At 65.0% G+C, this 19,801-nt stretch carries 16 protein-coding genes; 4 read left to right on the plus strand and 12 right to left on the minus strand.

The annotated features are described in order from the left end of the window. The first annotated feature begins 376 nt into the window (after nt 1–376). Together CS006_RS00005 and dtd are read left to right on the plus strand one after the other, a co-directional pair. A complete protein-coding gene (locus CS006_RS00005; protein WP_100509770.1) occupies nt 377–1,093 on the plus strand; it encodes a DUF4391 domain-containing protein in 717 nt (238 codons plus the stop codon). A gap of 72 nt (nt 1,094–1,165) precedes the next feature. Then, nucleotides 1,166–1,639, plus strand: a complete 474-nt coding sequence (gene dtd / locus CS006_RS00010; RefSeq protein WP_100509771.1) for a D-aminoacyl-tRNA deacylase — start codon at nt 1,166–1,168, stop codon at nt 1,637–1,639. A 104-nt stretch (nt 1,640–1,743) separates the two neighbouring features. On the opposite strand, the gene CS006_RS00015 is transcribed toward dtd, so the two are convergent. The 12 genes from CS006_RS00015 to mraZ form a co-directional block, all read right to left on the minus strand. After that, nucleotides 1,744–2,811, minus strand: a complete 1,068-nt coding sequence (locus CS006_RS00015; RefSeq protein ID WP_100509772.1) for a cell division protein FtsQ/DivIB — start codon at nt 2,809–2,811, stop codon at nt 1,744–1,746. 26 nt (nt 2,812–2,837) lie between these two features. Beyond that, nucleotides 2,838–4,415 carry a UDP-N-acetylmuramate--L-alanine ligase gene (gene murC, locus CS006_RS00020; protein WP_100509773.1) on the minus strand — a complete coding sequence of 526 codons (1,578 nt, stop codon included), beginning with the start codon at nt 4,413–4,415 and terminating at the stop codon, nt 2,838–2,840. A 70-nt stretch (nt 4,416–4,485) separates the two neighbouring features. Continuing rightward, nucleotides 4,486–5,658, minus strand: coding sequence for a UDP-N-acetylglucosamine--N-acetylmuramyl-(pentapeptide) pyrophosphoryl-undecaprenol N-acetylglucosamine transferase (locus tag CS006_RS00025; RefSeq protein ID WP_100510408.1), 1,173 nt, complete (start codon nt 5,656–5,658; stop codon nt 4,486–4,488). 68 nt (nt 5,659–5,726) lie between these two features. Next, nucleotides 5,727–6,935, minus strand: a complete 1,209-nt coding sequence (locus CS006_RS00030; protein WP_423734825.1) for a peptidoglycan glycosyltransferase FtsW — start codon at nt 6,933–6,935, stop codon at nt 5,727–5,729. Nucleotides 6,936–7,077: 142 nt separating this feature from the next. Further along, nucleotides 7,078–8,511: a UDP-N-acetylmuramoyl-L-alanine--D-glutamate ligase gene (gene murD / locus CS006_RS00035; RefSeq protein WP_100509775.1), complete on the minus strand. Its 1,434-nt coding sequence runs from the start codon at nt 8,509–8,511 to the stop codon at nt 7,078–7,080. A 70-nt stretch (nt 8,512–8,581) separates the two neighbouring features. Continuing rightward, the gene (gene mraY / locus CS006_RS00040) at nt 8,582–9,682 is read right to left on the minus strand and encodes a phospho-N-acetylmuramoyl-pentapeptide-transferase (RefSeq protein WP_100509776.1); all 1,101 of its coding nucleotides are present in this window, start codon (nt 9,680–9,682) and stop codon (nt 8,582–8,584) included. Then, complete coding sequence (locus tag CS006_RS00045; protein WP_100509777.1) at nt 9,679–11,202, minus strand: UDP-N-acetylmuramoyl-tripeptide--D-alanyl-D-alanine ligase; 1,524 nt, start codon at nt 11,200–11,202, stop codon at nt 9,679–9,681. Before CS006_RS00045 ends, mraY begins: the two co-directional genes overlap by 4 nt. A gap of 86 nt (nt 11,203–11,288) precedes the next feature. Beyond that, complete coding sequence (locus CS006_RS00050) at nt 11,289–12,170, minus strand: UDP-N-acetylmuramyl peptide synthase (RefSeq protein ID WP_100509778.1); 882 nt, start codon at nt 12,168–12,170, stop codon at nt 11,289–11,291. Nucleotides 12,171–12,216: 46 nt separating this feature from the next. After that, nucleotides 12,217–14,013, minus strand: coding sequence for a peptidoglycan D,D-transpeptidase FtsI family protein (locus tag CS006_RS00055; protein ID WP_100509779.1), 1,797 nt, complete (start codon nt 14,011–14,013; stop codon nt 12,217–12,219). Then, nucleotides 14,010–14,471, minus strand: coding sequence for a cell division protein FtsL (ftsL, locus tag CS006_RS00060; RefSeq protein ID WP_100509780.1), 462 nt, complete (start codon nt 14,469–14,471; stop codon nt 14,010–14,012). The genes CS006_RS00055 and ftsL overlap by 4 nt, the downstream gene beginning before the upstream one ends. Next, nucleotides 14,468–15,535 carry a 16S rRNA (cytosine(1402)-N(4))-methyltransferase RsmH gene (gene rsmH / locus CS006_RS00065; protein ID WP_100509781.1) on the minus strand — a complete coding sequence of 356 codons (1,068 nt, stop codon included), beginning with the start codon at nt 15,533–15,535 and terminating at the stop codon, nt 14,468–14,470. Before rsmH ends, ftsL begins: the two co-directional genes overlap by 4 nt. A 7-nt stretch (nt 15,536–15,542) precedes the next feature. Next, entirely contained in the window at nt 15,543–16,040 is a 498-nt protein-coding gene (gene mraZ / locus CS006_RS00070; protein ID WP_100509782.1) for a division/cell wall cluster transcriptional repressor MraZ, read from the minus strand. A 243-nt stretch (nt 16,041–16,283) separates the two neighbouring features. On the opposite strand from mraZ, the gene CS006_RS00075 reads away from it, so the two are divergent. Together CS006_RS00075 and serA are read left to right on the plus strand one after the other, a co-directional pair. Then, nucleotides 16,284–18,563 carry a HelD family protein gene (locus CS006_RS00075; RefSeq protein WP_100509783.1) on the plus strand — a complete coding sequence of 760 codons (2,280 nt, stop codon included), beginning with the start codon at nt 16,284–16,286 and terminating at the stop codon, nt 18,561–18,563. A gap of 10 nt (nt 18,564–18,573) precedes the next feature. Continuing rightward, on the plus strand, nt 18,574–19,776 hold the full coding sequence (gene serA / locus CS006_RS00080) for a phosphoglycerate dehydrogenase (RefSeq protein WP_100509784.1): 1,203 nt from the start codon (nt 18,574–18,576) through the stop codon (nt 19,774–19,776). Nucleotides 19,777–19,801: the final 25 nt, after the last annotated feature.

Below are 19,801 nucleotides of genomic sequence, written 5' to 3' on the forward strand. Positions count from 1 at the left end.
GCCTACCGTTTGCGCCGTGCAGAATCGTTGAAAATAAAGGGCTTACGGGTTTTGTATTCAATTCCCGCCGGCTCCACTGAGATAACTGAGATAAAGGGCAGAACGTCGGCAGGCGTTCTGCCTTTTTTCGTTTCCGCACTCGTCCATACATGCAACCATCACTCGCTGCCATCACTCGCTGTTTTCGGCCACTTGCTCCCCCAATCACTCACCGTTTCCGGACACTCGTTGTTTTCGGACGCGAAGGGACCGCTCCCCCGGCGTGTCGTGGCTGAAAACGATGAGTGACCACGGTTTTGAACGTGGCAAACGTGATTTGTGGCGGTATCGTTGATTGCATACACGACGAAACGCGACGCGCAGCGAAGGAAGGTCAATGATGACGGTTGCCGAATGCGGTTCCATATCCGCTCTGACGTTGGGATTGCCAAGGACCACGGCCATCCCCGCACAGAAGGGAACCCTGCCCAAGCAGGTGTTCTATGCCAAGGCGCCGATATCTTCACGATTGAAGAGGCAATTCACCGAACGCGTACAATCCATCACCATGCTCGGCCTCATCCGCCCGGCGAACGCCGGAGTCGCCGACGGCGCGCGATGTCATGAGGTTCTGGTCCTCGGCATCCTCATCGCCGGCGATGAGGTTCCCGAGGATGTGCTGGCGTTCATCGCCGCGCGACGAAAAAGCGGCATCGTGTTCGTCGTGGTCCGCGACTCCACAGCGGACGAATCGGCCGGAAAAGAGGAATGCGCGTTCGCCGTATGCCGCAAGGCGCCCGGCAGGGTCGGCCATGTCGCCGAAACGAAGACGTATGTGGGCTCGTGGAATCCGGCGGGCAACGTTCGTCTGACGTTGCATGGCGCGACATTGGATGAAATCTGGGATTCCCTCTGCGCACAGGCCATTCTTGGCAGCGAGGACGGAACGGACCTCGACGCCCGCATCCTCCGTCGAAGTGGAGTCGCCACGTTGCAGGACCAGATTGCCAAGCTGGAACGTGACCATGCCCGTGCAAAAGCCCCCGCGCAACGCAACGAAATCTATGCGAAACTGCATAAGGCGCGCAAGCAGCTGGAGGATCTGCAGGGGTGACAATTCCACGCGATGCGACCCACGCGGCATGACGTTCAACGCGACGTCCCGCCGAATCGTAGACTGAACCATATGCGTATCGTTGTACAGAAAGTATCACAGGCCTCGGTTTCCGTCGTACCGGAATCGGAGGAGGACGAACCGTTCAAGCCGCAGTCCATCGGCAGAGGATACATGTTGCTGGTGGGCGTCGCCGACGCCGACGGCCCCGAACAGGTGGCATGGCTGGCACGGAAGATCGCCCATCTGCGGGTGTTCGAGGATGAGAGCGGCAGGATGAACCGCTCACTGCTCGACGTCGGCGGCGAGGTGCTGTCGATATCCCAGTTCACGCTGTTCGCCGACGTGCGCAGGGGCAACCGTCCGGGATTCACCGGCGCAGGCAGGCCCGACCATGCCGAACGTGTCTGGCATGATTTCAATGCGGAGCTGACATCCTACGGCATCGTCGTGCGCGAAGGACGTTTCGGGGCGCATATGCAGGTGTCATTGGTCAACGACGGACCGGTGACCATCTCATATGACACTGATGTTCTTATGAAATAATCCCCAGGCCTTTACGGCGCAGAGGGCCGTTCGCCCGTCCACGGCAGGCAAGAACGGCCCTCTGTCGCATGCCACGGCTGTCCACGCATCGAATCCTCTTTTGGTTACTTGATGGTGGCCTTGTCGGGCGCGGCGACGTTGATGGTCTTCGCGCCGTCGAGCTGCTTCGGATTCTCCAGCAGCTTGTCGACCACGGCCTTCTTCAGGGCGATGTCCGACGAATTGCCCCAGATGATGGTATAGCCGTCGCTGAGCTTGGTCGTGACGGAGTCCTGGGTCTTCGCCTCGACCTTGACTATCTTGCGTCGCATCGATTCGTCGAGCGTGCCCAGGATCTTCAGCGCCTGCTGCACCGCCTTGTTGTCGAGGCTTTTCTCGGCGTTCTTCACGTTGATGACGGGAATGCCCTTCACCGAGGCGTTGACGGCGTTGAGCACGCGTCCTTCCCTGTCGACCGCGGTCAGGGAGCCGCCGTCGGACTTCAGCACGGCGGCGGGAACCTCGGCCTTGACGGTGACGCTCAGGCCGTGGGGATACCGTTTGGTCGCCTCGGCGGACGTGACTCCCGGCAGGTCGCCGATGTCGGTTTCTATCGTCGAGGTGTCGACGAGTATCAGTGATTTGCCGGCCTGCTCATGGGCGATGTCGAACACCTGGTTCTCGGAGACCCATGTGTTGGTTCCGGAGATGGTGATCTGGCTGGCCTGCAGCCGCAGCAGCGGGGAGAACAGCAACGCCCATGTCAGCAATGAGACGAGGACGACGATAAGCAGCGCGATGGCGGCGCGAATGATATTCCGACGCCGATACGCCTGACGACGTTCCGCGAGACGCTCGGGGAAGTTCACCACCTTGGGGCGGGCGAACAGTCCGGGACCGCCGAAATCGGGGCTGTCGAGACGTTCCGAGACCGATTTGCGACTTTCCATCCGCCGTGCGTCGACGAAATCCTCGGATTCCGTCCGATCGTCCTTCGTCAGGCGTGTCGACTTCGCCGCCACCTCGGATGCCGCCGATCTGACGGCACGGCGGCCCGACCTGCCGGCAACGCCTTCGGTGACACGACCGCGACGGACCTCACGGTCCGTGTCGCTGCGAAGCGTCCTTCCGCGGGGTTCGGCCCCGCCGTCGTCGGACTGTCCCGGATGCGACGAGACGACTCGTCCGGCCATGAATCACGCTCCTCCGTGCTGTCGTGTCACTGCTGGTCCTCCGCGCGTGTCTTGAGCACGCACAGCATGACGTCGGCCATGTCGGTGATGTCTCCGGCGCCGACGGTGAACATGACGTCGCCGGGCTTGCATCGCATCGCCAGCATCTTGGCGGCCTGGCACATGTCGGGCACCGATTCGATCCAGCCGTCGGACGGATCATGGGCGATGCCGGCCGCGGCATCGACGACCGTCCTGGAGCTGATGTCGGGATAGTCGGCCTGGCGTTCGCGCGCCGGGAAGATGCAGGTGACGATGACGTCGTCGGCCTTGGACAGCGCCTCGGCGAAATCATGGGCGAAGAACTTGGTGCGGGAGAACAGATGCGGCTGGAACAGCACGCGAATCGTGGATTCGGGGAAGCGACGACGGGCCGCGTCGAGCATGGCGGCGATCTCGGTGGGGTGATGGGCGTAGTCGTCGACCACGGTCACGCCGGCGGCCTCGCCTCGGATCTCGAAGCGGCGGGCGGCGCCACGGAACGCACCGGCGGCCTTCGCCGCATCGGCGGGGTCCATGCCCAGCAGCGCCGCGGCGATGATGGCGGCCGTGGCGTTGCGTGCATTATGAATGCCGGGGATGCGCAGATGCACCGGAATGTCGCCTGCGGCGTGCAGGGATTCGGGCATGTGCAGGATGAACGACTCCACCGCATCCGAAGCCGCGGCGTTGCCATGGCCTGCGGAGGCCTCGGCCTCATGGTCGATATGCACGAACATGGCCCCGTTGACGTCCCCGATTTCATCGAGGGTGTGCGTCGAATAGGCGACGGCACGGGAGGCGGCATCGGCGTCCATGGAACGCAGCACGGACAGCGCGCCCTCGTCGTCGGCGCACAGCACCACATGGCCCGTGGCGTGGTGGGCGTGGTCGACGAACGCCTGGCGGTAGGCCTCGGCCGTGCCGTAATGGTCGAGGTGCTCGGCCTCGACGTTGGTGATGACGGCGACTTCCGGATGGTATTTGGCGAAGCTGCCGTCGGATTCATCGGCTTCGGCGACCAATACCGCGCCCTTGCCGGCATGACCGCCGTCAACGGGACCGTCCGGCCCCTGGATCGAACCGCCGATGGCGTAGCTGGGGTCAGCGAGCTCTCCCTTGCCGCCGTGAACGAGGATGTGCGCGATCATGGCACTGGTCGTGGTCTTGCCATGTGCACCGGCGACGGTGACCGCGCGGGCCGATGTCATCAGCAACGCGAGCACATCGCTGCGGTGCATGAGCCGCGCACCGGCCTTGACCGCGGCGACGATCTCGGGATTGTCGGGCTTGATGGCGCTGGACCACACCACCGTGTCGACGCCTTCGACATTCCGGGCCTGCTGACCGACGAACACGGTGATTCCCAGCGACTGCAGGCGCCTGGCCTTCGGGCCGAGCTCCCTGTCCGAACCCTGGACCTCGACGCCACGCTCATGCAGGATCTCCGCCAACACGCTCATGCCCGCGCCGCCGATGCCGATGAAATGGGTCCGGCCCAAAGTCTGGACCGTCAGGGTTTCGGCGTCCTCGGGACGGCTGGTGGGCTCCAGCACGATGGACTTGCTGCAAGCGCAATCTGACACGACAATATCTCCTTTTGGAAAACGAACTCATTCCATTATCGACGCGGTCGGGATATTACGCGTCCGGCGTTCAGTGCCGCGCGAGGGCGAGCACGCGCCTCGCCATGGTCTCGGCCGCGTCACGGATGCCGTATCCCCATGCGGCGTGGGCGATGGATGCGAGACGATCCTTGTCGCCGAGCAGTCCGGGCACATGGGAGACCACCCATTCGCTGGTGAAGTCGTCGTCCTTCACGAGGAAGCCGCCACCGGCCTCGACGACCGGCTCCGCATTGTACTTCTGCTCGCCGTTGCCGATCGGCAGCGGCACGTAGACGGCGGGCAGGCCGAGTGCGGCGATCTCCGCGACGGTGCCGGCGCCGGAACGACACATGACCAGGTCGGCGCAGGCGAACGCCCGGTCGATGCGCTCCAGATATTCCGCGGCATGGTAGTCACCGACGCCGAGGCTGTCGGGACCGATGCCGGAAAGCACCTGCTCCCCCGCCGAGGCGGAGACGAGCTGACGCACCTGGCCGAGCTTGCCCTTGCCTGTGAGATGAATGACCTGGGCCACGTCGAGCAGCTCGCGTGCGGCGTTGGAGACGGCCACGTTCAGGCTTTGCGCGCCGAGCGAACCGCCGGTGATCAGCACGATGGGACGGTCGGGGTCGACTCCCAGCGCCTCGGCGCCCTCGCGGCGGGCGGCGGCACGATCCTGCTCCATCTTGGCCGCGACCTCGGCGATGGCGGGACGCAGCGGCAGACCGACGCGCTCGATGGTCGCGTGGGGGCCGGCCGTCAGTCCCGTATCCTCGTATACGGTGCCGATGAAGTCGGCCCAGCGGGCGCCGAGCTTGTTGGCCATGCCGGCGCGGGCGTTCTGCTCGTGGATGACCACGGGAATGCCCATGGCGTGTGCGGCGTAGTATGCGGGGGCCGAGGCGTATCCGCCGACGCCCACCAGCACGTCGGCGTGACGCTCCCGCAGAATCCTCTTCACCTTGCTGGTCTCGCTCACCCAGCGGAAGGGGAACCGGAATGCGTCGGCGTTGATGCTGCGGGGGAAGGGCACCTTCTCGATGGTGTCCATTTCGAATCCTGCAGCGGGGACGAGCCGCTGCTCAAGGCCGACCTTCGTGCCGATGACGCTGATCGAGGCGCTGGGGTCGATTTCGCGGATGCTTGACGCGATGCTCAGCAACGGATTGACATGACCTGCGGTGCCGCCACCGGCGAGCACGATGCTTACTCCTTCAGACATGCTTATGAGCATACCGCCCCATCCGCCCGAATCGACCCGTCGGGGCCGTTCAGGTGTTTCGCACCCCGTCAGACGCGGGATACCGCCGATTTGATCTCGCTTTGCGCCCGTGCCATGCGCACCGCCGTGCCCGACGCCGCAAGGCACATGACCAGCGCCGTTCCACCTGCGGAGACGAACGGCATGGGCAGGCCCATGACCGGCAGGATGCCGACGACCACGGAGATGTTGACCAGCGCCTGACCGGTGAGCCATACGGCGATGCACATGAGCACCATGCGGGCGTAGGCGTCCTGGTGACGTATGGCGATGTTGATGAGGCACCATCCGAGCACGACGAAGCCGAGCACCACGGCGCAGGTGCCGAGGAAACCGAGCTCCTCGCCGATGATCGCGAGGATGAAGTCGTTGTGGGCGGCCGGCAGGTAGTTCCATTTCTCGCGCGAATTGCCGAGGCCGACTCCGGCGAAACCGCCCGATGCCAAGGCATAGGTGCCGTGAATGGACTGGTAGCACACGGATTGCGCGTCCTCTGCGGAGCAGGTGCCGTATGTGGCCAGGATGCGGCTCATGCGGTTGGAGCTGCCGGTGACGAACAGCAGCAGGATGCCGGCGAATCCGAGGCCTCCGAGACCGAAGAACCACCGCAGCGGGAATCCTCCGCACAGCAGCGCCACGGCGCCGATGACCACGACGATCATGGCGGTTCCCAGGTCCTTGCCCACCATGACGGCCCCGAAGGCGGCTACGAAACCGCCGAGCGGAGCCGCATAGGCGCGCCAGCCGGGGAGCCGGAACGAACGCGACGCCAGCAGGGCCGACGGCATCCATATACAGACGCTCCATTTGAGAATCTCCGCCGGCTGGAAACGAATCGGACCGAGCACGATCCAGCCGACGTTGCCGCCGGCCGCGGAACCGATGCCCGGGACGAGCGTCAGCAGCTGGAGGAATATGGCGATGAGCAGCATGACCGGCGACAGTGTGCGGTAGAACTTCACCGGCAGCGTCGTCAGCACGAATCCGACGAACAGGCCGAGGCCTGAATACAGCAGCTGCGAGAGAATGGTGCTCCACGGGGAGTCGCCGCTGGCGACCGCGTCAACCGTGGAGCTGGAGAACACCATCATCATGCCGAACAACGTCAGCGCCGCCACGGAGATGATGAAGCCGTAATAGCACCATACTGGGTTGAGCAGGCAGCGGATGCCGGAATAGTTCACCGGACGGCGGTTCGGACGGCCACCGCTGGCGACCGGCGAGCCGTTCGTCACCAGGGCGACGGCCTTGTCCAGTCCCTTGAGCTGGACGTCGTCGCCGGGACGTTCGGCGTCGCGGACGACAAGCCGCTTCGAGGAGCCCGATGACCTGACGCCCGACGACGAAGAGCCCACCGCACGGGGGCCGGTCCTGCGTCGTTTATTCGGCATGGGCCGTCACCCAGCGGCGGGCCGCCTTCGCGAAGCGGTCGCCGCGGTCGGCGTATGACCGGAACTGGTCCATGGAGGCGCAGGCGGGTGCCATGAGCACCACGTCGCCCGGCTCCGCCATGGCTCCCGCCGCCTCGACGGCACGGTCCATCACGGTGTCGTTCGGTTCGGGTTCGATGAACGTGAGCGGGATGTCGGGGTCCTTGGCCGCGAACGCCGCCTTCATCGGCTCCTGATCGACACCGATGACGACCGCGGCGCGGATGGTCTTCGCCTGGTCGGCGACCAGATCCTCGAAACGGGAGCCCTTGGCGAGGCCACCGGCGATCCAGACGACGGACTTGGGCCCGAAGCTCGACAGCGAGGCCCTGGCCGCGTGCGCGTTGGTGGCCTTCGAATCGTCGACGAAGCGGATGACGCCGTTCTTCGACGAGGCCTCGGCCACCTTGACGATGCGATGGCCGCCCGGCTTGAACGCCTTCAATGCGGCGACGGCCACGCTGGTCGGGATGCCCCTGCCCAGCACCAGGGCAAGGGCGCACAGCGCGTCGGCCAGCAGGTGGGGGTATACCGTGCCATCGGGCTCGGTCAGATGGGCGAAGTCAAGGATCTTGGCCACGCGTTCGGGCGCGTCCGCGCTGCGCAGTCCGGAACGGTCCACGATCCAGCCGTCCTCCACGCCGATCTGCCCGGCGTGGGGCTCGTGCAGGGTGAATCCGACGCGGCGGCATCCTTCGGCGGGGCTGGCCGCCATGGCGAGTTCGCTTACGCGTTCGTCATCGGCGTTGTAGACCAGTGCTCGTTTCACGCCGTGGTAGACCTTGGCCTTGTCGGCGGCGTAGTTCTCGAATCCGCCGTGCCAGTCGAGATGGTCGTCGGCGAGGTTGGTGATCGCGGCGCAGTCCAGCTCCAACGAATCGGTGTAGTGCATCTGGAAGGAGCTCAGTTCCACGGCCAGGGCGTCGTTGCAGGGGTCGACGGCGGCGGCCGACACCGGCGTGCCGATGTTGCCCACGGCCGGCGCATGCAGTCCGGCGGCGCGCAGCATCTCCGAGGTCATCTCCGTCGTGGACGTCTTGCCGTTGGTGCCGGTGATGCCGATCCACGAGGCCGGCTTGCCGGTGTGGCTCGAGTCGACGCGCAGACGCCATGCGAGCTCGACCTCGCTCATGACGTCGAGGCCACGGCGTGCCGCCTCCTGAAGGAACGGCGTGGAGGGGGCGAACACCGGTGACGTCATGATGGCGTCGAGTCGGTCGAATTCGATCTCGTTCTCGGCGTGGTAGTCGGCTTCGGGCTTGCGCTCATCGAACGTCAGCACCGTGGCCCCGTGGTCGCGCAGCACCGTGCATGCGCTCCTTCCGGAGACCCCCAGTCCGGCCACCAGCACCGTTGCACCGGAAAAATCCTCAACTTTGGTCATACGACCTGCCTCCTTAGCATCGCCGCATGGCGTCGCGCCTCGGCACGGCCCCATGCGGCACATCCGAACGTCAGAACTGGCCCGATCCCACCAGCCAGTTGGAGTAGAACGCCACCAGTCCGACGAGCACGAACAGCATCTCGATCATCCAGAAGCGTACTACGACAGTGTTCTCCTGCCAGCCGCACAGTTCGAAATGGTGATGGATCGGCGCCATCTTGAAGACGCGCTTGTGCGTCATCTTGAAGTATCCGACCTGAATCACGTCGGAGCAGGTCTCCATGACGAACAGGCCGCCGAGGATGACGGCGAGCACTTCGGTGTGAGTGGTGATGGACAGCGCCGCGAACAGGCCTCCCAATGCCAGGGAACCGGTGTCGCCCATGAAGATCTTGGCGGGATTGGTGTTGTACCACAGGAATCCGAAGCAGGCGGCGACGGCGCAGGCGGCGATGATGGCCAGGTCCTGCGGATCGGAGACCGAGTAGGCGAATCCGGAGCCGGAACCGCCCTTGAGATGGTAGCTCTCCCAGTACGCGATGAGCGAGTATCCGACGAACGCGACCATGGAGCTGCCGGACGCCAGACCGTCGAGACCGTCGGTGAGGTTGAACGCGTTGGTCCATGCGGTCATGAGGAAGTTCACCCAGATGACGAAGATGACGATGGCGACGATGCGGCCGGCGAAATCGAACGACACGAACGGATGCTCGACGAATGCGATGCCCGCCTGCGCGCTGGGGAACCCGCTCTTCGTGGGCACGACGAGCGTGAGCACGGCGAACAGCGTGGCGAAGACGAACTGGCCGAAGAACTTGCCGCCGACCGAAAGGCCTTCGTTCTGCTTCTTGCGCACCTTGGCGAAGTCGTCGATGAAGCCCAGGGCGCCCATCGACAGCATGGCGAACAGCACGAGGATGGCCGTCCATGAGGGGGTGTCGTGATAGGCGAGGTGCCGGTACAGCGCAGAGCACGCCCAGCCGAGCACGATGGCGAGGTTGATCACGACGCCGCCGAGCGTCGGCGTGCCTCGCTTGACCAGATGGGACTGGGGACCGTCCTGACGGATGTACTGTCCGTAATGCAGCTTATGGACGATATGGATCAGCAGCGGTGTGCCGATGAGGGTCACTATCAGCGACACACCGAGACCGATGAGCAGCGAAATCACAGCGTTTCTCCATTCTGGATCGACTTGCCTTCCGAAAGACCGGCCAGGTCGGGGACCGAATCGTTGCGCTCCCACCGGGCGGCGAGTCCGCTCAGACCCGATGCATGCGAGCCCTTCAGCAATACCACGGCGTGCGGATGGCGCAGGGCCAGGCGCAGCACGGCCCTGTCGGCGGCGTCCACGTCATGCACCAGTTCGGCCGCGGTGCCTTCGCCGCCGGCGCGCACGCCTTCGACGAGGTCGCCGGCCAGGGAGTCGAGGGCGGGGTCGTGGTCACTGCCGACGGCGATCACCGCGTCGAGGCCCAGTCCGGCCGCGTATTCGCCGATGCCGCGGTGCAACGCCGCCTCGTCGCCGCCGAGCTCGAGCATCGAACCGAGCACCGCGATTCTGAACGGCGCGACGCCGCCCTCCGTGGCCTTCCATCCGGCGAGGCCGTCGAGGCCGGCCTTCATGGAATCGGGGTTGGCGTTGAAGGAATCGTCGATGACGGTGAAGGACGCGCCCGCACGCTCCAGCGTCGATACCGCCATGCGATGGGGGCTGATGCGCTTCTGCTCGCCGAGCACACGCACGATGTCCTCCGCGGGGACGTCCAGATACCATGCGGCGGCGGATGCGGCCAACGCGTTCATGACATTGTGACGTCCGGGGATGCCGAGACGGATGTGCAGCGGATCGGGCACGTCCGGCAACTTCATGTCGAAGCTTGCACGGTCGTGGTCGTCCGCGCTTACGTTCCAGGCGCGGATCTGTGCGTCGGAGCCCTGGCCGAACCAGTACACCAGTCCGGGGGCGAGGTTCGCCATGGGCACCACATGGTTGTCGTCGACGTTCAGGATGGCCACGCCGTCCTCGTCGAGGGCCCGGACGATCTCGCTCTTCGCCTGCTGGATGTTCTCCACGGAGCCGAATTCGCCGAGATGGGCGACACCGACCTTGAGCACGATGGAGATGTCGGGACGGGCGATCGACGTCAGGTAGGCGATCTCTCCGATATGGCTGGCGCCCATCTCGGAGACCAGATAGCGGGTCTGCGAATCCACTTCGAGCGCCGTCAGCGGCATGCCGATGTCGTTGTTGAACGATCCGATGGGAGCGATGGTCCTGGCCTGGCTCGACAACAGCGCCTTGAGCAGGTCCTTGGTCGTGGTCTTGCCGACCGATCCGGTGATGCCGACCACGGTGAACGGCTCGGACTCGGCGCGGCGACGGCGAATGTTCTCCCTGGCCAGCAGTCCGAGTGCGGCGACCGTGTCACTGACCACGATCTGGTCGATGTCCACATCGTCGACGACATGGTCCACCAGCGCGGCGACGGCACCGGCCTCAAGGGCCTTGCCAAGGAAGTCGTGACCGTCGACGCGTTCGCCGGCGATGGCCACGAACAGCGAGCCGGACTCGACCTTTCGCGAATCGGTCACCACCGACAAGATGGTCTCGGAGCCATCGTCCGCGGAGCCGCGGTGCAGCTCGCCGTCAACGGCCTGTGCCGCTTCCTTCACCGTTATGAGCATCATACGTAATCAACCTCTTCCGTCTTCTCGTGGTAGTTCGTAAGTCCCTTTCGGCGTCCACCCTCCGGTGGCCGCCGCCGACGCCTCCGTCAGCCCATTTCCTTGGTCACCCGCAAGGCGCTGCGAATATTGCCCTTGCGCACCCCGGCCTTCATCACCATCGCGATGGCGAGGGACAGCCGGCGGTTCGAGGACTCGTCGTTCGCCCCGTCGTAGTGGGCGGCCATATCGTCCGTCTCGGCGGTGCGGTGGGCCACATGGGTGCGTTCGCGCAGCACGGCGCCGTATCGCTCCATGGTCTCCTTGAGCGAGGGACGGGATGCCGCCGCGTCGTCGGGCTCGCTCAGCGCGCATACGTCGACGACGACGGACGAGAGCGCACCGGGCAGCAAGGTCTGATCGTCGGCACCGATGACGACCGCGGATGCGCCGTCCTCCACGAACACCGACAGCATGCGCTGGATGTCCAGGGCGTTGAGCGGATACTCCTCGACCAGATGACGTTCGAGGGACACGGAATGACGGAACCCGATCTGTCCGACGGGGTTGCCCAGCACGTGCAGCAGTCCGGCGATGTTCGACGCCTGCTTCGACGCCTGCTCGCCGGTCACCAGGAACACGGCGATGGCGTTGGACGGGTGTCCTGCGATGTCGGCGGCCATCTGCCCGTGCTCGGCATCGGTCAGGTCGCCGTAGAGAATCGGGATGTTGCCCGCGAACCCCTGGCCTTGCGCGGAGGACGGCAGCAGCACCGCATACGCTCCGCGACGTTCCGCCTGCAGCACCACGTCGGCGTTCAGCCCCATGGCCGGGGCGATATACAGCGCGCCGGGGCTCACGGAATCCATGTCGTTGGCCAGCGAGGTCACCGTGACCTTGCCGCAGGACCTGTTGTCGGTCATCAGACCGTACCGTTCACGGAGGTCGGCGATGGTGAGATGCTCCGTGCTCGCTTCGCTTAATGCGCTCATGCCTCACCTCTTGCTGCGTTGATCATGTTGTCTCGCATGGTCCCTTTCACCATTCTGTAGGAATAGCATTTTTCCTTGCGGACGAGGCAGGCACCTCGTACTTCTGCATAAGGAATTCACCAATGGTCGCGACGACCGGACCGGCGGTGATGCCGCCGTAGATGCCGTCGGGGTTCATCAGCACGACGGTGACCACATACCGGGGGTTGTCGGCGGGAATCGCGGCGATGAAATCGCCGATGTGGTTGTTGAGAGCGCCGCTGGAGTCGGCCACCTGCGCGGTGCCCGACTTGCCGGCGATACGGTAGCCCTTGATGCTGGCGACGTTCTTGTACTGGGAGGCCATCGACTCCATCATGTCCATGAGCTCGCTCGCCACGGATTCGTCGATGACCCGCACCGGCTGGTTGGCCGAGGGCGTGGTGTCGTTGCCGTCCGCGTCGGTCGACGATTCGATGATCGACTGGCCACAGCGCACGCCCTTGTTGGCGATGGTGGCGACGACGTTGGTCATCTGCAGCGCGGAGGCCGAATAGCCCTGACCGAACAGCACGGTGTTGCGTGTGCGCAGGTCCCATGACTGGTAGGGCGCCAGCTGTCCGCGCGATTCGCCGGGGAAGTTCAGTCCCGTGCTCTGTCCGATGCCGAATTTGGTGATGTAGTCGTAGCGCTGCTTGAGCGTGTAGTTCTTCGAGGCCATGACCGTGCCGACGTTCGACGACTCCTTGAGTATTCCGGCGAGCGTGAGGTTCTGCAGGCCGTGCTCGTGCGAGTCGTGGTAGGTCTGGCCGTTGATCTCGGTCTGGTACGGCACCTGGAACTTGTCGGTCGGCTTGTGCAGCCCCTCCTGCAGCAGCCCGGCGGCGGTGATGAGCTTGCCCGTCGAGCCCGGCTCGAACACCGTGGTCACGGCCTTGGACGCGTTCATCTTGGCCCCGTCGCTGCCGGCGGCGTAGGTGTCGGTGTCGGCGATGGCGCGGATCTTGCCGCTCTTGACCTCCTCGACCACGGCGATGCCCCAGTCGGCTCCTGTCTTCTTCTTGGCGTCCTGCAGGGCCTTCTTCACGTACCATTGGGTGTCCCAGTCGATGGTGAGCTTCACCTTGCCGCCATCCACCGGCTGCTCAGATTCGGTTCGTGTGCCGGGGATCTCCTGGCCGTTGGCGCCGCGCTGGTATCGGACGGAACCGTCCTTGCCGACCAGCGACGCGTTGGTCATCTTCTCGATTCCCGCGACTCCGGCACCGGAGTCGTCGACGCCGCCGAGCACGCCGCCGAGCAGGCCGTCCTTGTCGGAGTATTCGCGCTTGCTGGTGAGCTCGTAGTTGATGACCCCGGAGAGATGCAGCTTGTCGATGGATCGCTTGACCGCCGGCACCACGTTCTTCTTGAGGATCACGTACCGGCTTTCGCCCACGAGCTTGCCGCCAAGCTCCATGGTGTTCATGCCCAGCACCGGCGCCAGCAGCTTGGCCACTGCGGCGGCGCCCTCGGCGTTGACGTTCTTGCCGTCGATGGAGTGGCAGACGCTCTGGTTGTTGCCCTTGCAGTCGACGGGCTTGAAGTCGGCCACGGCCTTCTGATCGGCGTAGACCGTATAGCGCTCCACGCTCTGCGCCAGTACCACGCCATTGGTGTCGACGATGGTGCCGCGCTGCGATTGCAGCGGCTTGGTGACCGTACGGCTGGCGGTGGCCGCCTGCGCCATCGATTCGGCGGAGAACAGCTGGATGTACGACAGTCTCGCGATGCATGCCGACGCGAGCAGGGCGAGCACGATGCCGATGACCAGGGCGCGGCGCCGGAAGATGTCTCCCTGACTGCGTTGTGCCTTGCGGTTCACTTGCTTCCCTTCGCGTTGTTCGTTCCCGACTGGTATCCCTGCAGGTCGATGGTCAGGGCGTCCGAGCCGGGGACCATGCCCAGCTTCTGGGCCTTCTGCGGCAGGGACGCCTCAAGCGCGTCGAGCTTCGTCTGGCGTTCCTGCACATCCTGGGTGAGGCGTCCGATGGACTGCTGCGTATCGGTGATCGCGAACGAGTCCTCCACCATCTGGGTGCGCAGCACCAGCGAGCCGATCAGGCTGGCGGCGAGGAATACGATGGCGCAGACGAAATGGAGGATGCGCAGACGCTTCGGCCTCGCATTGCCCATCACCATCTTCAATCGTCCGCGCAGCGTGTCCGGGTCGGTCTGCTCGGCGGAGGACACCCGCAGATGGGGCCGCGACTGCGTCTGCGAGCGCATGCCGCGGGGTGCGGATTCGACGCGCTTGCGTGCGGTTCGTGATGATGCGCTCATCGGCGTCCCCTTCGTGTGGAGGTCCTGGTCGTTCTGGTGGTCTTCGTCGTCTTGGTCGCCGCGTACCCGGCATGCTGGCCTTCGGTGAACCGCCTGACCCATCGGTCGGGTATGGGGCGGGTCAGTTCCACGGCGCGCAGCCTCACCGATGCCGATCGAGGGTTCGAGGCGATCTCCTCGGCGTCGGCCTTGATGGCGCCTCGGGTGAGGTCACGGAAGAACGGTCGTGCGTCGTCGGGGATGACGGGCATGTCGGCCGGGACGTCGATCTTCAATCCGTTCGCCATGAACCGCTTGACGGTCTTGTCTTCGAGCGAATGATACGACTCGACGACCAGGCGGCCTCCCTCGGCGAGGTGCAGCGCGGCCTGCGGCAGGGTGGACGCCAGTTTGTCCAGTTCGCCGTTGACCTCGATGCGCAGTGCCTGGAACACCCGTTTCGCGGGGTTGCCGGCGGGCCTGTGGGCCTTCGGCACCACCCTGTCGACGAGGGCGTTGAGCTGCGCCGAGGTGCGTATGCGTTCGTGATTCCGGTTCTCCACGATGGCCTTTGCGATCGGTCCGGAGAACCGTTCCTCGCCGTATTCGCGGAAGATGCCGTGGAGTCGTTCCACGGGGTATTCGTTCAGCACGCTCTCCGCGGTGAGCGGCTGGGAGGGGTCCATGCGCATGTCCAGCGGGGCGTCATGGGAATAGGAGAAGCCCCGTTCCGTCTCGTCGATCTGCAGGCTGGAGAGTCCCAGGTCCATGAATACGGCGTTCACCTGGTCGATGCCTCGTTCGGCGAGCACGTCGGCGAGGGAGTCGAAGGCGGAGTGCACGGGGATGAAGCGATCGGCCAGACCGTTGTCCTCCATGCGTCGGGTTGCCAGGGCGAGGGCCTCCTCGTCGCGGTCTATGCCGATGAGGCGGGCGTCGGGAGCGGCCTTGAGGAATGCCGTGGCGTGGCCCGCGAGGCCAAGCGTGCAGTCCACGATGACGGAGCCGGGCCGCTGGGCCGCCCCCGAGACGAGACGAACGCAGTCCTCGAGCAGGACCGGCTGATGAATGGCTGTGATATCCATGTCTTTCCTAGAACTCCACCGTCGGTAATACGTCATCGGCAATATCGGCATACCCCTGTTCCTGTTCGGTCAGATAGGCCTCCCAGGATTCGCGGTTCCATATCTCGGCCCTGGTTCCGACGCCGATGACGACGACATCGTTGCCCAGTCCCGCGTAGTCCCGCAGCATGGGCGGGACCACCACCCTGCCCTGCTTGTCGGGAGCCTGGTCGACCGCTCCGGAAAGAAAGACACGCAGATAGTCCCGCGCGGCCTTGTTCCCCAGGGATGTGCGCTGAATCTGGGCGGCGACGCGTCGGAATTCGCTGTGGGGCAGCAGATACACGCATCGCTCCTGTCCTCGGGCCATGACCAGTCCGGAACCCAGCTGACCGCGCAGCTTTGCGGGAAGGGCCAGCCTTCCCTTGGCGTCGATCTTCGGAGTGTAGGTTCCCAGAAGCAGCGGCGGCAGATCCATCGAGGGCTCAGCGGCGGCGTCGGATGGCATAACGGAGTCATCGGCCATCGCGTTCACCTCCTTGCCCCACAATGCTGAACCGCGACCAACAGTTCACCACTCTACCCCACCAATCACCATTCTTCACCACCGAATGGCGTTTTTCACCCACATCTCATCACATTCGCCTCGTCGGACGCCACATCCGCGTCAGGAGAGGACGACCGGCCGTGGCCACGGGCCTTTTAGAGGGCTGGGCGTATAGTGGGCTGCCGAACTTTTTACGCCCCACATCTCAAGGAGCGACCTGAAATGTCGAATTATTCCTCGCAGTTGCGTGACGAACAGCATGCCGTCGACCGCGCCTATGGCAGGCTCGACGAGCTGCGCGCCCAGGCGTGGAAGAGACTGGAACGCGTAAGGGCGGCAGGCTCCCACGGGTCGCCGACCCAGCGCACGGAACGCGATTCGTTCGCCACCATGTACGAGGACCGTCTCACCCAGCTGAGGGCCGTCGAGGATCGGCTGGTGTTCGGACGTCTGGATGACTCCAAGGGAACCCGGCGCTATATCGGCCGCATCGGTCTTTCCAGCGCCGAACACGAGCCGATCCTGACCGACTGGAGGGCCGACGCGGCCCGACCGTTCTATGAGGCGACGCCGGCGCACCGCAGCGGCATCGTGATGAGACGACACATCACGCTCCGGTTCCGCGAGGTCGTGGGCATCGAGGACGAGGTGCTCGACGTCCACGCATCCCAGGTGGGCGAGGCCTCGGCATCCGGCACGCTTACCGGCGAGGGCGCGCTGCTCGCCTCGCTGAGCACCCGTCGCACCGGCAAGATGACCGATATCGTCGCCACCATCCAGGCCGAGCAGGACCGTATCATCCGCGCACCGCTGAACAGGGCCGTCGTGGTGCAGGGAGGTCCGGGAACAGGCAAGACCGCGGTGGCTCTGCACCGTGCCGCGTATCTCCTGTACACGCATCGCAAGATGCTGCAGCGTTCCGGGGTGCTGGTCGTGGGCCCAAGCCCGTCGTTCCTGCACTACATCGATCAGGTGCTCCCCTCGCTGGGCGAGACCGGCGTGGTTTCGCGCACCATGGCGAATCTCATCCCCGGCGTGGAGGCCGGCGCCGTGGATTCGCCGCGCGCCGCCGCCCTCAAGGGCGACAAGCGCATGGCCACCGTCATCGCCAATGCGGTCGCGGCCCGCGAGCGCGTTCCGCAGTCGCTGCCGTCGGTGAAGATCAACGGCTTCGTGGTGCCCATGCTGGCCAGCGACATCGCCACCGCGCTCAACGACGCGAAGCGCACCCGGCATCCCCATAACAAGGCCCGCGAGACCTTCGTCGATTCGATGCTGCATTTCATGGTCATGCGCTACACCGAGCAGCTGGACTACGATCCCGAGCGCTCCGAGCTCGCCCAGGTGCGCTCCACGCTGCGCATGAGCGATGATGTGCGCAGGGCCCTCAATCTCGCATGGCTGCCCATGACGGCGCAGTGGCTCATCGACGACCTGTGGGCCAAGCCGCACAAGCTGCGTCGGTACGCCCCATGGCTGAGCGACGACGACATCGCAGAACTGACCCGCGAGAAGGGTTCGCCGCTCACCGTCTCCGACGTCCCTCTGCTCGACGAGGCCATGGAGCTGCTCGGACCCGACCCGCGTGAGGCCGAGGCCCGCAACCGCAAGGCCGCGCAGCGTCGTCAGGACGAGGAGTTCGCCAAGGAGACGCTGGCACAGGCGGGCATCGGGTCGGGCATCGTCTCCTCGAGCATGCTGCTCGACCAGATCAACGGGCTCGACGAGGACACCACCGCGCAGCGCGCGGCCAGCGAACGGGAATGGACCTTCGGCCACATCGTCATCGACGAGGCGCAGGAGCTCACCGCCATGGACTGGCGGGCGCTGATCCGCCGCTGCCCCTCCCGCTCCTTCACCATCGTCGGCGACATCGCACAGACGTCGGCCCTGGCCGGGTCGCGGTCCTGGCGCAAGATGCTTGACCCGTTGTTCGGCCCGGAGGGCTGGGACCTCAACGAGCTGACGATCGACTACCGCAACCCGCAGGAGGTCTCCGACCTCGCCTCGCGGTTCGCGCAGGGCGAAGGACTGTATATCTCCACGGTCAAGGCGGTCCGGCACATACCCGATTCCGTCGAGAACATCGCGCTGCCGGACCTCGGCCAGGTGATGCAGACCGCCGGCGAGTACGCCGCCGACCTGGCCACGCGGTTCGTCTCCGAAGACGGGACCGGCCGTATCGCCGTCATCGCCGATCGGGAGCTGCTGCCTCGGCTCGGCGACGCCGTATGGCGATGCGTCGCACAGCGCCTGGGCGAGCATCGGACCGAATCCCTGCGCGCCCAAGCGGCATGGGAGAGCCAGGTGAGCCTGTGCACGCCCCAGGATGTCAAGGGCCTTGAATTCGATGCCGTCGTCGTGGTCGAGCCCGGTCTCATCGAGGACAACGCGCCGTCCCGTCTGGTGGCGGCGTCCGATCTCTACGTGGCCATGACCCGCCCCACCCAGAAGCTCGTTCTGGTGAGGACCCAGGATGACTTAGACCACCTTGCGATATAGAGTAGGGCACATGCCTAAAGCATTACTACTGGAAAACATCCATCCCTTCGCGTCGGAGAACCTGCGTCAGCACGGCTTCGAGGTCGTCACGACCAAGGGCGCGATGGATGAGGACGAGCTTATCGACGCCTTGGAGGGAGTCGACCTCCTGGGCGTCCGTTCGAAGACCAACGTCACCGCGAAGGTGATGGAGGCCCGACCGGATCTCACCGCCGTGGGCTGCTTCTCCATCGGCACCAACCAGGTCGACCTCGAGTACGCTGGGGCGCATGGCATCGCCGTGTTCAATGCGCCGTACTCCAACACCCGTTCGGTGGTCGAGCTGGTCATCTCCGACATCATCGCCCTGATGCGTCGGCTTCCGGCCCATTCGCACCATGTGCGTTCCGGCATCTGGGACAAGTCCGCCAGCGGATCGCATGAGGTGCGCGGCAAGACGCTCGGCATCATCGGCTACGGCAACATCGGTTCCCAGGTCTCGGTGCTCGCCGAGGCGCTGGGCATGCATGTGATCTTCTACGACATCGAGGAGAAGCTCGCTTTGGGCAACGCCGAACGCGCCGTCAGCCTCGAGGACCTGCTGGAGAAGTCCGACGCCGTCACGCTGCATGTCGATGGCCGCAAGTCGAACACGAACTTCTTCGGCGAGGCCCAGTTCGCGAGCATGAAGCAGGGATCGGTCTTCATCAACCTTTCCCGCGGCTTCGTGGCCGATCTCGACGCACTGAAGGAGCATCTCGACTCCGGTCATATCGCCGGCGCCGCCGTGGATGTGTACCCGGTGGAACCCAAGAAGTCGGGAGACGCCTTCCACACTCCGCTGAGCGAGGAGGACAATGTGATCCTCACCCCGCATATCGGAGGCTCCACCCTTGAGGCGCAGGAGGCCATCGGCCATTTCGTCTCGCACAAACTGCTTGACTACTGGCAGAACGGAGTCACCTCGCTGTCGGTGAACCTGCCCACGCTGAACATGAACGCGCGTCGCGGCGCCGCCCGCATCGCCCATCTGCACGCCAACCTTCCCGGCGTGCTGGCCAGCGTGAATCACGTGCTCGGCTCCGAGAACATCAACATCGCCGCGCAGGCCCTGGCCACCGAGGACGAACTCGGTTACGTGGTGACCGATGTGGCGACGATGCCCAGCCAGGCGGCCCTGGATGCATTGCGCTCGTTGCAGGGCACCATCCGAGTCCGCGTCATGAAGGACTGATTCCATATCGTCCTGCGCATCGGCG

This window comes from Bifidobacterium primatium, assembly GCF_002802875.1.
Lineage (GTDB): Bacteria > Actinomycetota > Actinomycetes > Actinomycetales > Bifidobacteriaceae > Galliscardovia > Galliscardovia primatium.

Excerpts from the sequence above, each read along its gene's own strand:
- CS006_RS00005 (WP_100509770.1), top strand. The coding sequence starts at position 377 with ATGATGACGGTTGCCGAATGCGGTTCCATATCCGCTCTGACGTTGGGA.
- dtd (WP_100509771.1), top strand. The coding sequence starts at position 1,166 with ATGCGTATCGTTGTACAGAAAGTATCACAGGCCTCGGTTTCCGTCGTA.
- CS006_RS00015 (WP_100509772.1), bottom strand. The coding sequence starts at position 2,811 with ATGGCCGGACGAGTCGTCTCGTCGCATCCGGGACAGTCCGACGACGGC.
- CS006_RS00025 (WP_100510408.1), bottom strand. The coding sequence starts at position 5,658 with ATGTCTGAAGGAGTAAGCATCGTGCTCGCCGGTGGCGGCACCGCAGGT.
- murD (WP_100509775.1), bottom strand. The coding sequence starts at position 8,511 with ATGACCAAAGTTGAGGATTTTTCCGGTGCAACGGTGCTGGTGGCCGGA.
- CS006_RS00045 (WP_100509777.1), bottom strand. The coding sequence starts at position 11,202 with ATGATGCTCATAACGGTGAAGGAAGCGGCACAGGCCGTTGACGGCGAG.
- CS006_RS00050 (WP_100509778.1), bottom strand. The coding sequence starts at position 12,170 with ATGAGCGCATTAAGCGAAGCGAGCACGGAGCATCTCACCATCGCCGAC.
- ftsL (WP_100509780.1), bottom strand. The coding sequence starts at position 14,471 with ATGAGCGCATCATCACGAACCGCACGCAAGCGCGTCGAATCCGCACCC.
- rsmH (WP_100509781.1), bottom strand. The coding sequence starts at position 15,535 with ATGGATATCACAGCCATTCATCAGCCGGTCCTGCTCGAGGACTGCGTT.
- mraZ (WP_100509782.1), bottom strand. The coding sequence starts at position 16,040 with ATGGCCGATGACTCCGTTATGCCATCCGACGCCGCCGCTGAGCCCTCG.
- CS006_RS00075 (WP_100509783.1), top strand. The coding sequence starts at position 16,284 with ATGTCGAATTATTCCTCGCAGTTGCGTGACGAACAGCATGCCGTCGAC.
- serA (WP_100509784.1), top strand. The coding sequence starts at position 18,574 with ATGCCTAAAGCATTACTACTGGAAAACATCCATCCCTTCGCGTCGGAG.